Genomic DNA, 15,679 nt, shown 5'->3' with positions numbered 1-15,679 from the left:
TCAGCTCCCGGAGAACTCGGTGGCGATGACGGCTTCGTGGTGGTGCTCGTCGCCGAACGCGGCGCGGGCGCCGTGGGCGCGGCGCAGCCAGATGTGCGCGGGGGCCTCCCAGGTCATGCCGATGCCGCCGAAGACCTGGATGGCGTTCTCGCACACCTCGACGGCCGAGCGGGAGGCGTACGCCTTGGCGACCCGGGCGGCGCGCAGCGCCTCCTCGCCGGGCAGCGCGTCGACGGCCCAGGCGGCGTACCAGCACGCGCTCATGGACGCCTCGGTGAGCACGTGGCTGTCGGCGAGGATCTGCTGCACGGCCTGGAACGAGCCGACGGGCGCGCCGAACTGCACGCGGGTCCGCGCGTGGTCGAGCGCCGCGTCGAGCGCGGCCCGCATGGTGCCGAGCAGGTCGGCCACCAGCAGGCTGAGCGTGAACGCGGAGGTCCGCGCGGCCGTCTCGCCGTCCGGCGGCGTCAGCTCGGGCAGGGTCCGCGCGGGCTCACCCAGAGGGCGTACGGCGCGCGTCTGATCAGCGAACGGTACGGGCTCCCCGAGCGCGTACGCCATCCCCTCGGCCGGAACCACCGCGAACTCGGCCCCGGCGGCATCCCACGCGAGAGCCCCGGCGGGGCCGGCCGCGAGGGTCGTCAGATCAGGGGTGAGTGCGGGGGCGAGGCGGCGGGCGCCTTCGGCGATCTCCTCCAGCAGCGCGGACGGCGCGCCCCAGGACTGGAGCTGTTCGGCCGCGATGACGGTGCCCAGGACGGGCGCGGCGACAGCGTGGTAGCCGAGCTGCTCGGCCAGGATCATCATGTCGACGGCGCCAGCCTCGGCCCCGCCGTTCTCCTCGCGCAGCCGCATGGCGAGCCAGCCGGCCTCGGCGACGCGGGACCAGGAGGTCTCGTCGGGCGCGGACGGGCCGACGTCGTGCGGGCCGCGGCCGCGGTGCCAGCGGGACGCCAGGTCGGCGGCCAGCTTGCCGCAGGACTCGCGGAAGGCCCGCTGCTCGGCGGTGAGCTCGATCTCCATGCCACTCCGAGGGTCTATCTTTTTTATCTTATAAAGGATAGAGGTCATTATAGGACCCGGCCGCCCGTGCGGCAACGAACGAAGGAGGAAGCGATGGCAGATGACCGGAGTGCCGTGGTCGTCGAGGTGGAGGACCACGTCGCGTGGATCACCCTGGACGACGTCCGGCGGCGCAACAGCCTGAACCCGGTGCTGGTCCGGCAGCTCGCCGAGGCGTGCGCGGGGCTCGGCGGGGACGTGCGGGCCGTCGTGCTCCGGGCCAACGGGCCGGTCTTCTCCTCGGGCGGCGACATGGACGCGCTCCTCACGCCCGCGGACGACCCGACCGCCGTCTACCGCGGGTTCGACGCGCTGGCCGCGCTGCCGATGCCCGTGCTGGCCGCGGTGCACGCCCCGATGATCGGAGCGGGCGTGAGCTTCGCGCTGGCGTGCGACGTGGTGGTGGCGGCCAGGAGCGCCACGTTCGACCCGCGCTTCCTCGACCTGGCCATCCACCCGGGCGGCGGCCACCTGTGGCGGATGGAGCAGCGCGTCGGGCGGCAGGGCGCGGCGGCGATGGTGCTCTTCGGCGACGCGCTGACGGCTGAGGAGGCGGAACGGCGCGGCCTGATCTGGCGCTGCGTCGAGGACGGCGAGCTGATGGACGTGGCGCGCCGCATGGCGGCCCGGGTGGCGGGGCGCTCCCCGGACGCGGTGCGCCGCGCGAAGGCCACCATGCGCCTCAGCCGCTCGCTGACCGACCCCCGGATGGCCGCCGACGTCGAACAGCTCGCCCAGGACTGGTCCATGCGCCAACCGGCGTTCACCGCGGCCGTCGAGGCTCTCCGCGACCGGGTCCGCCGCCGCTGACCCCGGGCCGCGGGCGAAGGGCGGACAGGCGTTGTCACGTTCCACAATCTGTGGCCGAACGGATTGACGCGGGTCGGCCTGGCATCGAGCATCGGGTGGGGGCCCACCGTCATCTGTCCGTCCCAGCGCATGGGACAAGGGGAGGAAGCATGTCGGTAATGTCGAGCGAGCCTGTGCTGCCCGCGGGTTGGCAGGAGTTCGTCGCGAAGCCCGACCAGACCACGGCCAAGGCGGTGGCGAAGGCGCTGGCGGGGATGAAGGCGCCCGCGGCGCTCGGATCCGTGAAGCTCATCGCCGAGAAGCTGGCCGAGCGCTCGGCGGCCGAACGCAGCGAGAAGTCCCGGCTCATCGCGGCCCAACTGATGGGCGAGGTCGCCCACGGCTTCATGAAGGCGACCGCGGCGACCCGCCTGGCCCACCCGACGGTGCGCACACCCGCGCAGAAGCCGGCCCCGCAGCACGAGGACGTGGCGCACTACCTCGACGTCCTGCGGCCGAAGGAGCTCGACGCGCTCCCCGAGACGACCCCGGGGGGCCACGACCCGCTGACGCTGGAGGCGCTCGACCTCGCCGATGCCGACCTGGCCAGGCTCGCGGATCGCATCGCCGACGAGCACGACGCCTCATCGATGGGCCATCTCCGGAAGGCGGCGGAGCTCGTCGACTCCATCAACGGCAGGCCGACGACGTACTCACAGGAGCGCCGCGCCGAGCTCGCACCGACGGTGAAGGGCACGAAGCAGGAGCACCTCGTCGAGCAGATCGGCTTCCGGGCGGCGAAGACCCAGCGCGACAAGGAGCAGGGCCTGTCGGCCCAGAACGAGCTCGCGGCCAGTTACTGGCGCACGAACTACGTCGACACCCTGCAGAAGTTCCTGACCCGACTGGGCAACGTCCTGCCGGACCCGGACGGCATCCTCGTCAACAGCCCGCGCGTGCTGGAGAAGCTGGCGATGATGGTGGACCCGAAGGTGGTGGCCGGGCTCAGGATCAAACCGGTCGCAGGACGGACGGGCGTCAGCGTGCTGAGCGGCACCTCCGCCTTCGCGGACATCGCCTGGAAGTCGATCCTCCAGGAGCTCGGCGCGACGCCGTCGGCCTACCAGCTCTACGAGCTCATGGACACGGGCAAGCAGGATCCCCCGGCCGACCCCACCGTCGACACCTGGGCCGATCTCGTGGCACTCATCACCGGCAGCCCGTTCGCCCGCCTACAGGAGATGGCGCGCCAGAAGACCGAGCCGGCTCCGGTGTGCGCCATGGTCGAGCACCTCGTCCTGGGCCTGACCGACGAGTTCGGCCCGAAGCGCGCCGACGCGCTGACCGCCAACGCGCTGCGCTCGCTGGGCCGGCTCCTCGACATCCTCGTGGCGAACCAGCACAACCCCACGGTGGCGCTGCGCGCGGTCGACCTCATGATGGACGAGATCGCCATCGTGGTCGCCGTGGCCCAGAACTACTATGAGCCCGACTACCGGCACGTGGTGCGGCAGGTCCTGCTGGAACGCGCGCCGAGCATCGCGACGCCGGTCGAGCAGGGGCAGGTCCAGCTGACCAGCTACCTCACGACCAGCGGCATGGAAGCGCTCGGGACGGCGCTGTGGATCGCGCTGTCCTGGCGGGGGCACGAGCAGGTCTCGCGCTCCACCGAGCAGATCGACTACTTCGAGACCGGCGAACTCCTCAGAAGACTCAGAGTGGGCGACACGCTGACGCCGCACCAGGACGTCCTGGTCGCGACGCTGAACCCGAGCGCGCCGTACTCCGCGCCGTCGCCGGACGTGCTCGTGGCCGCGGTGCGCGAGGCCCTGACGGCGCGGAAGGGGGACGCGAAGCCGTGCGTGCTGATCATCGACACCACCATCCAGCTCGCGCCCAGGTCGACCGGCGGCAGGGGCCGGCTCGACGTCATCCTCGACGGACTGAAGGAGGACATCGCCGCCGGCAGGCTGGAGGTCTTCCTGTGCAAGAGCTACCAGAAGTACGCCTCGTTCGGCACCGGCAAGGTGGCCGCCGGTGATCTCACGCTGCTGTCGAAGCAGGGCAACCTCGAATCCGTGTACGCGCGGGCCGAGGCGCTGCTGCAGGGCATCGCACTCGATCTCGCCAGGCACGACGAGGGACAGCTCGTGATCCACATGCTCAGGCACGGGCACCGTGACGAGCTGGCACTGGTGGAGAGCGCCGCCGGGAACGCGAAGTTCGTGGACGAGTTCTGCTGGCCGATCGACCGGATGGACCAGAGTCAGGGGACCACCTACGTGGAAGGGATCCCCCTGCTCCTGCGCGCGACGTCCACCGGCAAGGTCGACACCCTCTTCGGCAAGCTCGCCCTGATCGACTGGCGCGACAGCTTCTCGTTCCTGCGGACGTCGTACGTCGGCAGGATCCCGGGGCCGTGGGGGGCGCCTCCGGAGAAGCAGCAGGAGGCGTGGTACGTCCGCATCAACCCCGGCCACGAGCCCAAGGAGACGATGGTCGAGTGCTTCTACGCGTTCGGCCACCTGGCCACCAGCACGCCTCCCGGCGCGGACAAGCCGAGTCAGAGGCCGGTCGATCTCGACCGGCTGACGCTGGAGGCGGTGCGGGAGCATCTGACGGCTCTGGACGGGGTCAGAAGTGACGCGGGCGTCAACCGGTACCGCACCAACATCGCGGCCTCGTACTGCGTGTTCGCGGTCCAGAACGTGGGTTTCCACAAAGACGGCCTGGTGCCGCTGCTCGGCGAGTTCTTCGCGAAGCGGACGGGCGGCGTCACGATCGAGACCCAGCGCTATCTCGCCGGCGAGCTGTTCTCGCTGCTCAAGGGAAGGACCCTCGACGTGGCCCTCGACAAGGGCCCGGCCATGCCGCCTCCGCCGGCGGGGTCAGGGAAGAAAGTCCTCAGCGTGGACCGCACCACGGTCGGAGGGCTGTGCCGTGCGGCGGCGGTGCTTCCCGCCTGGCGCCTCACGTCGCTCGCCAAGGGGTTCGAGCTGGGCCGGATCGGCGACTCCGACGAGGCGGCGCGCCTGAGGGCCCTCGTCGAGAAGGCCCAGGTCCAGGGTCAGCCGTCGTAGCCGATCAGTGACCGGGTCGCGTCCAGGCCGGGGTGATCGCCCGGCCCGGACGTCGACGTACCCGGTCAGCCCGGCTCGCGGAGCAGGTCCACGGCGAGCTCCTGGAGGCGCGGTTTGGCTATCTTGCCGACCGCGCCGCGCGGCAGCTCGTCGAGGATCCAGACGCGCCTGGGCACCTTGAAGTTGGCCAGCCGCTCCCGGCACCAGGTGAGGAGCTCGCTCTCGTCCAGCTCTCCCGAGGCGACCACGAAGGCCGCGGTCACCTCGCCGAGCCGGTCGTCCGGCACGCCGACCACCGCCGCGTCCGCGACCGCGGGATGGTCGGCGAGGACGTGCTCGACCTCCGCCGGGTAGACGTTGAACCCGCCCACGATGACCATGTCCCTGGCCCGGCCGGCGATCCGCACGTAGCCGTCGTCGCCGATCCAGCCCAGGTCGCCCGTACGGAGCCAGCCGTCGCGCATCACCTCGGCCGTGGCCTCGGGGTCGTCGAGGTAGCCGGCCATGACGTTGGAGCCGGTCACCTCGATCTCGCCCACCACCGGCGCGCCGGTCGCGCCGGGCGCCCAGATCCGCGCCCGGACGCCGTCGATGGGCCGGCCGATCGTGTCGCACACCAGGTCGAGCGGGTCGCCGCGGCGGGTCATGGTGCAGACGCCTGTCGCCTCGGTCAGCCCGTAGCCGATGACGACGTCGCCGACCCCGAGCTCCTGTTTGAGGTCCCGTACGAGAGCGGGCGGGACGATCGCGGACCCGATGACCGCCACGCGGATGGACAGCTCGCCGGGGATCCCGCCGTTGCGGCGGGCCGCGACGACGTACTGCTGCGCGGCGGGCGGGGCGTTGAGCACGGCGACCGGCAGCGTGCGGACGATCTCGGCGATGGACTCGGCCGACACCACGGGGATCAGCGCCGCGGTGGCCCGCGCCTGGAAGGGGGACAGGAGGCCGGTCTTGAACCCGCCGATGTGGGCGAGCGGATAGGTCACCGGGTAGACGTCGCCGCGGCCGAGTCCCACGACCTCGGCCCAGGTGCGGGCGGTGGTGAGCATCGGCGCCTGCCGGAGCACCGCGCCCTTGGGCTTCCCGGTGGTGCCGGAGGTGAACTGGATGGCGATGATCTCCCCCGGCGTCCCGTCCTGCTCCTGGGCGGCGCCGGCCAGGAACTCGTCCCAGCTCACCGCGCCGCCGGGCGCCTCGGGGCCGAGGGCGACCACCCGGGCGTCGCCCGCGACCGGCAGCGCCTCGGCGGCCAGCCGCCGTCCCGCGAGCAGGCCGGGGGCGACCAGGAAGCGGGGGGAGACCCGGGGCAGGATCGCGGCCACCTCGGAGACCGTGTAGCGCGGGTTGAGCGGGACCAGGACGCCTCCGGCCACGATGGCGGAGAGCATGGCGACGGTGCAGTCGATCGTGTTCGCGGCCCAGCAGGCGACCCGGTCGCCGGGGCGCAGGCCGTGGGCCCGCCAGGCGGCGGCGCCCTCGCGCACGCGCGCGTGCAGCTCGGCGTAGGTCACCGACTCGCCCTCACACAGCAGCGCGGGAACGTGCGCGGCGTCCTCGGCCGCGGCTGCCAGCAGCGTCTCGATCGTCGTGGTCATGCTGAGCGGTCCTCTCGCGTAGAGGACATCATTACCGAAACCCCCACAAAGGTCATCCCGCTCGGCTGGTCCGGCTGCGGATCCGCCAGCCTTCGGGGGTCCGGACGAGCTCGTCGGTGTAGACGCCGAAGACCCGGACGACCGGGGTGCCGGTGGTGTCGCCGAAGAACAGGAAGTAGGAGACGGCGTTGGCGGTGTCGCCGGTGACGGTCACGTGCAGCGGGACCACCAGGTGGCGGGTGGCCGTGCCGGGCCCGCTGACGCCTTCGGCGCGGCGCTGCCGGGTGGCGGCGACGATCTCGTCCGCGCCGTGCTGGGTGCTGCCGCCGAAGCTCCAGGTGGCGTCGGCGGTGTAGAGCACGCGGTAGTCGTCCGGCTCGCCCTCGTCGGCGAGGTGGGCGGCGAGCCCGATGAGGGAGCGGATGAGGACCTCGTCCTCGGCGTGGCTGGTGTCGACCATTGCCGAACCTTATCATTTCAATGATGTAAATCATAAGAGGAGAGTGTCCATGATCCACGTGTCCGAGCCCCGGCCGCGCGTCCGCCTCGTCACGCTCGACCGCCCCGCCCGCCGCAACGCGCTGGACCTCGCGGGCTTCCGCGCGCTGGCCGCCGCGTGGCGGTCGGTGCCCGCCGGGACCGGGGCCGTCGTGGTGACCGGGGGGAGCGACTTCTCCTCCGGCGCCGACCTGGCGACGTTCTCCGGTGACGTGGCCGCCGCGATCCGCGGGGGAGAGCCGGCCGCTGACGTGTGGGCCGACGTGCACCACGCGCTGCTGCGGGACGTGGTGCTGGAGGTCCCGGTGCTGGCCGCGATCGAGGGCGTCTGCTTCGGCGCCGGGATGGAGCTGGCCGGCGCCGCGGACATCCGGATCGCCGGGGAGTCGGCGCTGTTCGCGCTGCCGGAGGTCCGGCACGGGTTCATCGCGAGCGGCGGGTCGGTGGCCAGGCTGCCCCGGCAGATCGGCTATCCGGCGGCGATGCAGGTGATGCTCACCGGCGAGCGGTTCGGCGCGGATCGGATGCGGGAGTGGGGGTTCGTCGGCGAGGTGGTGCCCGAGGGGGCCGCGCTGGACCGGACGCTCGACCTGGCCGAGCTCATCGCCGGCCACCCGGCGGTCGCGGTGCGCGGGATTAAGCGCGCCGTGGGCGCGGGCGTGCGCGGCACGCTCGCGGACGCGTACGGGATCGAGTCGAAGGTGTCGGACGAGGTCCTGAACGGATGAGGCCCCGCGTCGCCCGTGAGCCCGGAAGATTACGGCTTGGCCTTAACTGCGGCAACGGCCTTGTCGCTTCCTGTCTCGTTCCGTATCTTATTAATGATTGATCTTTAGATCAGCTACGACGCAGTGCTCGGGAAAGGCGTTCACCATGCCGCCTCCACAGCCCGTGAAGATCGCCGTGCGGCAGCTCGGCAAGGTCTTCTCCGGTGCCTCCGGTTCCGTCCGCGCCCTCGACGAGATCGAGCTGGACGTGCACGACGGCGAGTTCCTGTGCCTGCTCGGCCCTTCGGGATGCGGCAAGACGACCCTGCTGCGGGTGATGGCGGGGCTGGAGCGGCCGTCCAGCGGCACGATCAAAATACGGCACGACGACCCGTCGCGGTCGCTGTCGGCGGTGGTCTTCCAGGACTACTCCGTCTTCCCGTGGAAGACGATCAGGGAGAACGTCATCTTCCCGCTGCTGCAGGCGGGGGTCCGGCGGGCCCGGGCCAAGGAGATCGCCGATCACTGGCTCGCCCAGCTCGACCTGTCCGGCTTCGAGAACGCCTACCCGGACACCGTCTCCGGCGGCATGAAGCAGCGCGTCGCCATCGCCAGGGCCCTCGCCGTGGAGCCCGAGACGCTGCTCATGGACGAGCCGCTGGCCGCGCTCGACGCGCAGCTCCGCCTGCTGTTGCAGGAGAAGCTGCTGGAGCTGTGGCAGGCGAACCAGAACACGGTCGTCTTCGTCACCCACTCGATCGACGAGGCGCTGCTGCTCGGCGACCGGATCGCGGTGATGAGCGCGCGGCCCGGCCGCATCGCCACGGTGATCGACGTGCCCTTCGCCCGGCCGCGCGACCCCGACGAGATCCGCGCCTCGCCCGACTTCGCCCTTCTGCGCGACGAGATCTGGCACCGACTGCGAAGGGAACTCCAGCCCGCATGAGCCCCGTCACCCGCGAACACGATTCCGCCGCCGCGCAGGACGCCGGCGACTGGCGGACGATCGCCCCCGGGCCGGCCGAGCTCGACCCCCGCGGGTACGCCCGGCGCCGCACTCTCCTCGAGCGCGGCCTGGCGGTCCTGGTGCCGGTCGCGCTCCTCGGGCTGTGGCAGATCCTGGCCGGCGCCGGGGTGCTGGAGAGCAACTACTTCCCCCCGCCCACCGAGATCGCCGCCTCCTGGGCCGACCTCGTGGCCAACGGCGTCTACCAGGAGTCGGTGCTGGCCAGCCTGGGCCGCATCGTCTCGGGCTACCTTCTCGGCACGCTCAGCGCGGTCGCGCTCGGCATGGTGATCGGCTCGATCCGGCTGGTCCGGGTGGCGCTCGAACCCACGATCTCCGCGCTCTACACGGTGCCGAAGCTGGCGATCCTGCCGCTGCTGCTGCTCATCTTCGGCCTCGGCGAGACGAGCAAGATCCTGCTGGTCGCGCTGACCTGCTTCTTCGTCGTACTGATCAACACCATCGACGCGGTCGGCGGGGTCTCGTCCCGCTACCACGACGTGGGCCGCTCGGCCGGCGCCTCGCGCTGGGCCACCCTCCGCCACATCACGTTGCCGGCCGCGCTGCCGCAGACCCTCACCGGGATGCGGATCGCGTCCGGCCTGGCCGTCATCGTCATCGTCGGCGCCGAGTTCGTCGCCGCCGACGCGGGCCTGGGTTTCCTCGTGTGGAACTCGTGGAACCTCGGCGTCCCTGAGCACATGTACGTGGGCATCGTGTCGATCTCGCTGATCGGCGTGGTCTTCGGCCTGGTGCTGCGGGGCGTCGAATGGCTGCTCACCCCCTGGAACCGGTGATCTCCCCCGCACCGGCCGATCGAAAGGAACGACCCGTGACCGCACGGCTCTCGTTGAGCAGGCGCGTCATGGCCGCGCTCGCCCTCCCCGTCCTCGCCCTCGCGCTGACCGCCTGCGGCGCCGAGGAGGAGGAGAGCGGCACGTCCGCCACTGACACCACCCGCACGCTCAAAGTCGGCTACATCTCCGGCACCTCACTCGGCCCGGCGTTCGTCGCCGACGCCCTCGGGTGTTACCGCGACGCGGGCCTGACGATCGAGTTCGAGCCCATCAAGAACCCGGCCGACGCCATCGCCTTCCTGGCCACCGACAAGCTCGACGTCTACGTCGGCTCGCCGTCGGCCGGCATGTTCAACCAGGTGGCCAAGGGCGCCGAGCTCAAGATGGTGGCCTCGCTGGGCTCGGTGAACACGCCGGAGGGCGAGGCCGCGCCGAGCGGCCTGTTCGCCACCAAGTCGATCAAGTCGGTGGAGGAGCTGAAGGGCAAGCGGGTGGCCCTGCTCGGCACCGTCGGCTCGGCGACCTCCTACCTGCTGGGCAAGTCGCTGGAGGCCGGTGGGCTGACCTTCTCCGACGTGGAGCTGGTCCCGCTCGGCGGCTCCGACATGGTGCCCGCGCTCAAGAACGGCGGCGTGGAGGCCGCGCTGCTGTTCGCGCCCGAGACGCAGAAGGCCGTCGACCAGGACGTGGCCCACCCGCTGGTCGACTCGAAGAAGGCGTACGGGAGCAGCACCACGGCCGGCATCATGTACGGCCCGAAGCTGCTCAAGGCCGACCGGGAGGCGGGAGTGAGCTTCCTCAAGGCGAACGCCTGCGCGGTCAAGCGGTTCGAGGGTGACTGGCGCAAGGACGCCGAGATCGTCAAGATGCTGGCCGACTTCATGAAGGTGCCGGAGAACACGATCAGCGGCGGCGGCCTGTACGCCTTCGACAGCACCCTCGCCATCAACGAGCAGACGCTGACGGAGATGCAGAACATGTTCATGAAGGTGAAGGGGACGCTCACCTACACCGAGGTCATCCCGCCGGCCGAGCTCGTGGACGACACGCTCCGGGTGGAGGCGCTCGGTCAGGGCTGAGGCGCGAACGCGAGAACGGCCGCCGGGAGGACCGGCGGCCGTTCTCGTGTGAGGTCAGCGCGTGCCGTAGTCGATGTTGTCGAGCAGGTCGGTGTTGACCAGGTCGTTCTGCGCGGCGCCGAGGCTGGAGCTGCGGGTGGCGTCGAGGTGGGCGGTCGCCAGCTTGACGGCGCGCGCCCCGTCGCCCGCCTCGATGGCGTCGACGATCCTCTCGTGGTCGCGCAGGGCCGCCCGGAGCGACTTGCGCGCCATCGGGGAGTCGGTGTCGTCGCCCATCTGGACGTCGCCCCAGACCGTGGACTCGTGAGCGGTCCAGATCAGCTCCAGCGAGCCGATGATGACGATCATGGTCTCGTTGCCGCAGGTCTCGACGATCTTCTCGTGGAAGCGACGGGCCAGCCGGGGGAACTGCTCCGGGTCGTCGAACGCCTCATGCTGCTCGGCCAGGACCTTGCGCAGCTCGGGCACGGTGGTCTCGGCCCGGTCGGGGCGCGCGGCGCAGAGCGCCACGCAGGTCGGTTCCAGGCTGAGCAGCGCGCCGCTCACGTCGGACAGGGTGGTGCGGCGGGTCTGGAGCACCATGCTGATCGTGCGGGCGATGCGCTGCGGCGTGGGCAGGTGGACGACCGCGCCGCCGACGTTGCCGCGGCGCACGGACACCAGGCCCTCGGTCTCCAGGATGCGCATCGCCTCGCGCACGGCCGGCAGGCTCACGCGGAACTCCGTGAAGAGGTGCTCCTGCCTCGGCAGGCTGTCCCCCTCGGTGAGCCGGCCCGAGAGGATGTCGTCGCGCAGCTTCGCGGCGACGATCTCGGCGAGACGCGGCTGTCGTAGCTGTCGCACGCGTGCCTCTTCTCTCCTATGGTTACAGGGAACGGACCGAGCGCCGGACCGGCGCTCGCAACGCCGCGTGACACGCCGTTGTCAATCATACAATCATTGGGATCACAGCATAACTTCCCGAGGCGGCGTCCCGACCCGCAACTCACGGCGCAGCACCTTGCCCACGTCGTTGCGCGGCATGGCCTCGATGGCGACGAACGACACCGGCACCTTGTACGGGGCCAGATGCTCGCGGCACCAGGCGGCCAGCGCCTCGGCGTCCATCGTGCCGTCGGCGGGGACGATCCACGCGCAGGGCACCTCGCCGAGGCGTCGGTCGGGCACGCCCGCGACGGCCGCGTCGCGCACCCCCGGATGGCGACGCAGCACCTCCTCCACCTCGTCGGGGAAGATCTTGAGGCCGCCCCGGTTGATCATGTCGCTGACCCGGCCCTCGATCCACAGGAACCCGTCGGCGTCGAGCCGGCCCACGTCGCCGGTGCGCAGGAAGCCGTCGAGCATCCGGTCGGCGTCCTCGTCGCCCGCCACCGCGTACCCGCGCATGCGGTACGGCGAGCGGATGTGGATGTGGCCCGGCTCGCCCGGGGGCAGGTCGCGGTCGTGCTCGTCGAGGATGCGCACGTCCACGTCGTCGTAGGGGCGGCCGGCCGCGCCGAGCTTCTCGGTGCCGTAGTTCCGGATGTCCTCGATCGTCCAGCCGACGACCTCGCCGCCCAGCTCGGTCTGCCCGTACGAGTTCAGCACGAGGACGCCGTAGCGGTCGTGGAAGCGCTGGGCGACGGCCGGGGAGAGCGGCGCGGTGATGGAGCGCACGATCTGCAGCGGCTCCAGGCTGTCGAGCCCGTCGTCGTCGGTCAGCATCGTGATCATGGCGGGGGCGAGCACCGTGGACGTCAGCCCGTGCTCGCGCACCGCGCGGGCGAACTCCTCCGGCGTGAACCGGTCGAGCAGCACCACGCCGAACCCGGCGCGGAACGAGAAGAGCGTGTTGAAGATCCCGGCCCACAGCGCCAGGGAGAGCGGGATCAGGTTGACCCGGAGCCTCGCCCGCGGCTCGCGGGGCCCGCTGTCGCGCCGGCGCAGCTTGCGCAGGCTCGCGTCGAGCGCGTCCAGCGTGCCGTCGTGGCGCAGCAGGACCGCCTTGGGCTTGCCCGTCGTGCCCGACGTGCGCAGCACCAGGGCGATGTCGCCGTCGTAGGTGGTCGCGTCGGCCGCCACGGGCCTGCGGGTGCGGGCGTTCCAGGTGGTCTCGTCGAACTCCACGACGCCGATGCCGCCGTCGCGCCCGTCGAGGTCGGCGGCGGTGCCCAGGATCAGGCAGACGGGGGTGTCGTCGATGAGGGCCGTCACCTCGTGGCCCGTCATGCGGTGGTTGACCGGCATGTAGACGGCCCCGGCCCGCCAGGCCGCGAACATCGCGACCACGCCCGAGGCGCCCGACCCGACGAGCGCCCCGACCGGATGGCCGGGCCGCACGCCGGCGCGTACCAGCTCGTCGGCGACCCGGGACACGGCGGCGCGCAGCTCGGCCAGGGTCATGGTGCTGCTGGTCGAATGCACGACGGTGGCCTCGTCGAGCGCGGGCAGCTCATCGAGGAGCTCCGTCAGCGATCGCCCGGCCGGCCCGGCGGCCTGCCCGTCCCCCCGTGGAACGCTCGTGCTCATCTGCGTCCTCTCCATGAAACGCAATCATTACAAAGATAGTAACATCTACAGGTAGGGCTGACGGGGCCTAAGAGTGCATCTTTATAATGCTTGTATGCATAGCGAGTATCCGGCCGTCGAAGGCCTGGTCACGGGACTGTCGGAGGGTGTGCTCTCCCTGCGCCTGGACGATCCGCGCCGGCGCAACGCGCTCAACGACCGCTCCATGCGCGGCGTCATCGACGCCCTGGAGCTGGCCCAGAACGACGAGCGGGTACGCGCCGTCCTCCTGTCGGGCGAGGGCCGCGACTTCTGCAGCGGCTTCGACATCGTGGCGCGCAACGCGGGCTCCGGCGGCAGGCCGCGCCCCGGCGCGATCCAGCGGCGGCTGCCGTCCCAGGCGCACCGGCTGATCCCGCAGCTGTGCGGGCTGCAGGTGCCGGTGGTGTGCGCGGTCACCGGGTACGCGGTCGGGATCGGGTTCCAGCTCGCGCTGGCCGCCGACTTCGTGGTCGCCGACACCACGGCCACCTTCTGGCAGCCGTTCATCACCCGGGGGATGACGCCCGACAGCGGCGCCACCTGGCTGACCGCCCGCGCGGTCGGCCCGCTGCGCGCCCGCCGCCTGCTCATGCTCGGCGAGCGGCTCGACGCCGCGACGGCGAGCGCGTGGGGGATCGTGCACGAGGTCGTCGAGCCGGGCCTGGCGGGCGAGGTGGCGGGTGAGCTCGCCGCGCGGCTGGCGGCGGGGCCGACGGTGGCGCTGGGCCTGACCAAGGCCCTGATCAACCAGGCCGCCGACGCCGCGCTGGCCGAGCAGCTGCCCGCCGAGGCGTTCGCGCTGGAGATCTCCTCCCGCAGCCAGGACTTCCGCGAGGGCCTGGGCGCCTTCGTGGACAAGCGCGAGCCGAAGTTCACCGGGAGGTGACCGCCGTGGAGGAGGGGTCGATGAAGACCGAGGGGTCGATGGAGCGTACCGTGCCGCGCATGCTGATGGCCGGGGCCGAGAGGTTCGCCGACCGGCAGGCGGTGGTCGACGGCGGGACCGAGCTGACGTACCGGGAGCTGCTCGCCAGAGCGCTGGAGGTGGCGCGCGGCGCCATCGCGCTCGGCGTCAGGCCCGGCGACCGGGTGGGCATCTGGGCGCCCAACACCCACCGCTGGGTGGTCGCCTCGCTGGGCCTGCACTGCGCCGGCGCCACCGTGGTCCCGCTCAACACCCGCTACCGCGGCCGGGAGGCCCGCGAGATCCTGGGCCGGGTCAGGGCCACGGCCGTCTTCCTGGACAACGGCTTCCTCGGCTACGACTACGCGGCAGCGCTACGAGAGCGCGACGAGGACGAGCCCGCGCTCGACGGCCTCGCGGTCGTCGACATGCTGGACGGCGGCGACGGGCTGGGCTGGGCGGACTTCCTGGCCGGGGGCGCGGCGGTGAGCGAAGAGACCGCCAGGAAGACCGCGCTGGCGGTGGACCCGGACGACCTGAGCGAGATCATCTTCACCTCCGGCACCACCGGGCGGGCCAAGGGCGTGACCATCCCGCACGGCGCCTGCCTGGACCTGTACGCGTCGTACGGCCGGATCTGGGGGCTGCGGCCCGGCGACCGCTACCTGGTGTCGCTGCCGTTCTTCCACACCGGCGGCAACAAGGCCGGCATGATCACGAGCCTGATGAACGGGCTGACGATCGTGCCGCTGCCCGTGTTCGACCCGGCGGAGGTGCTGCGGATCATCGAGTCCGTCCGCGTCTCGGTCATGAACGGGCCGCCCACCGTCTACTACGCGCTGCTGGAGAGCCCGGAGCGTGCTTCGCGCGATCTCGGGTCGCTGCGCGTGGCCGCCACGGGCGCGGCGGTGGTGCCGGTGGCGCTGGTCGAGCGGGCCCGTTCCGAGCTGCCGTTCGAGCACTTCATCACCGCCTACGGGATGACCGAGTGCTTCGGCACCGCGACCATGTGCCGTCAGGGCGACTCCGCCGGCGTGATCGCCCGCACCAACGGACGCGCGCTGCCCGGCATCGAGCTGCGGGTCGTGGACGCGGAGGGGCGTGACCTGCCGCCGGGCGAGCCAGGCGAGGTGCTGATCCGCGGCGCCAATGTCACGCCGGGCTACTGGGAGGACCCGGACGCCACGGCGCAGGCGATCGACCCCGGCGGCTGGCTGCACTCGGGCGACGTCGGCACGCTGGACGCCGACGGCAACCTCAAGATCACCGACCGGATCAAGGACCTCTTCTTCGTCGGCGGGTTCAACGTCTCGCCCGCCGAGGTCGAGCAGGCGCTCGCCCGCCATCCGGCCGTCTCGGAGGTGGCGGTGATCGGCGTGCCGGACGTCCGGCTCGGCGAGGTGGCCAGAGCGTATGTGGTGCGCCGCCACGGCGCCGAGGCCACCGGCGAGGAGATCATCGCGTGGGTGCGGGAGCGGCTGGCCAACTTCAAGGTCCCCCGTACGGTCGAGTTCGTCGACGAGCTGCCCCGCAACGCCAGCGGCAAGGTGCTCAGGCGTGACCTGCGCGCCGCGCTCTGACCTTGGTCAACGTGACCTCACGATTTCCCGTTGCCCATTGCCAAGGAGAG

Annotated in this window: 13 protein-coding genes; 8 read left to right on the top strand and 5 right to left on the bottom strand. The window is 71.7% G+C overall.

Going from position 1 to position 15,679, the window contains the following annotated elements:
- Complete coding sequence (locus ACQEUU_RS00925) at positions 1 to 1,023, bottom strand: acyl-CoA dehydrogenase family protein (protein WP_433058875.1); 1,023 nt, start codon at positions 1,021 to 1,023, stop codon at positions 1 to 3.
- Positions 1,024 to 1,116: 93 nt separating this feature from the next.
- Between ACQEUU_RS00925 and ACQEUU_RS00920 the strand changes: the two genes are divergently transcribed.
- Both ACQEUU_RS00920 and ACQEUU_RS00915 read left to right on the top strand, forming a co-directional pair.
- The gene (locus tag ACQEUU_RS00920) at positions 1,117 to 1,872 is read left to right on the top strand and encodes an enoyl-CoA hydratase-related protein (RefSeq protein WP_433058872.1); all 756 of its coding nucleotides are present in this window, start codon (positions 1,117 to 1,119) and stop codon (positions 1,870 to 1,872) included.
- A gap of 158 nt (positions 1,873 to 2,030) precedes the next feature.
- Positions 2,031 to 4,931 carry a hypothetical protein gene (locus ACQEUU_RS00915; protein ID WP_433058869.1) on the top strand — a complete coding sequence of 967 codons (2,901 nt, stop codon included), beginning with the start codon at positions 2,031 to 2,033 and terminating at the stop codon, positions 4,929 to 4,931.
- A 65-nt stretch (positions 4,932 to 4,996) separates the two neighbouring features.
- Here the strand turns inward: ACQEUU_RS00915 and ACQEUU_RS00910 are convergent, their stop codons facing one another.
- Positions 4,997 to 6,529: an AMP-binding protein gene (locus ACQEUU_RS00910; RefSeq protein WP_433058867.1), complete on the bottom strand. Its 1,533-nt coding sequence runs from the start codon at positions 6,527 to 6,529 to the stop codon at positions 4,997 to 4,999.
- 52 nt (positions 6,530 to 6,581) lie between these two features.
- The gene (locus tag ACQEUU_RS00905) at positions 6,582 to 6,989 is read right to left on the bottom strand and encodes a nuclear transport factor 2 family protein (RefSeq protein WP_433058864.1); all 408 of its coding nucleotides are present in this window, start codon (positions 6,987 to 6,989) and stop codon (positions 6,582 to 6,584) included.
- Between the two features lie 49 nt (positions 6,990 to 7,038).
- Between ACQEUU_RS00905 and ACQEUU_RS00900 the strand changes: the two genes are divergently transcribed.
- The 4 genes from ACQEUU_RS00900 (at position 7,039) to ACQEUU_RS00885 (ending at position 10,616) form a co-directional block, all read left to right on the top strand.
- Complete coding sequence (locus ACQEUU_RS00900) at positions 7,039 to 7,755, top strand: enoyl-CoA hydratase/isomerase family protein (RefSeq protein ID WP_433058861.1); 717 nt, start codon at positions 7,039 to 7,041, stop codon at positions 7,753 to 7,755.
- A 145-nt stretch (positions 7,756 to 7,900) separates the two neighbouring features.
- The gene (locus ACQEUU_RS00895) at positions 7,901 to 8,680 is read left to right on the top strand and encodes an ABC transporter ATP-binding protein (RefSeq protein ID WP_433058858.1); all 780 of its coding nucleotides are present in this window, start codon (positions 7,901 to 7,903) and stop codon (positions 8,678 to 8,680) included.
- Entirely contained in the window at positions 8,677 to 9,537 is an 861-nt protein-coding gene (locus tag ACQEUU_RS00890; protein WP_433058855.1) for an ABC transporter permease, read from the top strand. Before ACQEUU_RS00895 ends, ACQEUU_RS00890 begins: the two co-directional genes overlap by 4 nt.
- Before the next feature lie 35 nt (positions 9,538 to 9,572).
- On the top strand, positions 9,573 to 10,616 hold the full coding sequence (locus ACQEUU_RS00885) for an ABC transporter substrate-binding protein (RefSeq protein ID WP_433058852.1): 1,044 nt from the start codon (positions 9,573 to 9,575) through the stop codon (positions 10,614 to 10,616).
- 54 nt (positions 10,617 to 10,670) lie between these two features.
- Here the strand turns inward: ACQEUU_RS00885 and ACQEUU_RS00880 are convergent, their stop codons facing one another.
- Together ACQEUU_RS00880 and ACQEUU_RS00875 are read right to left on the bottom strand one after the other, a co-directional pair.
- Positions 10,671 to 11,459, bottom strand: a complete 789-nt coding sequence (locus ACQEUU_RS00880; protein ID WP_433058849.1) for a FadR/GntR family transcriptional regulator — start codon at positions 11,457 to 11,459, stop codon at positions 10,671 to 10,673.
- 102 nt (positions 11,460 to 11,561) lie between these two features.
- Positions 11,562 to 13,124, bottom strand: a complete 1,563-nt coding sequence (locus tag ACQEUU_RS00875) for a class I adenylate-forming enzyme family protein (RefSeq protein ID WP_433058846.1) — start codon at positions 13,122 to 13,124, stop codon at positions 11,562 to 11,564.
- A 94-nt stretch (positions 13,125 to 13,218) separates the two neighbouring features.
- Here ACQEUU_RS00875 and ACQEUU_RS00870 point away from each other — a divergent pair, with 94 nt between their 5' ends.
- Positions 13,219 to 14,031, top strand: a complete 813-nt coding sequence (locus ACQEUU_RS00870) for an enoyl-CoA hydratase-related protein (RefSeq protein WP_433058843.1) — start codon at positions 13,219 to 13,221, stop codon at positions 14,029 to 14,031.
- A 20-nt stretch (positions 14,032 to 14,051) separates the two neighbouring features.
- Positions 14,052 to 15,629, top strand: a complete 1,578-nt coding sequence (locus tag ACQEUU_RS00865; RefSeq protein WP_433058841.1) for a FadD3 family acyl-CoA ligase — start codon at positions 14,052 to 14,054, stop codon at positions 15,627 to 15,629.
- Positions 15,630 to 15,679: the final 50 nt, after the last annotated feature.

The sequence above is a fragment of the Nonomuraea sp. CA-218870 genome (assembly GCF_050936535.1).
Lineage (GTDB): Bacteria > Actinomycetota > Actinomycetes > Streptosporangiales > Streptosporangiaceae > Nonomuraea > Nonomuraea corallina.
Note: the sequence above shows the minus strand (reverse complement) of the source record. Positions and strands in the feature narration are given on the sequence as shown.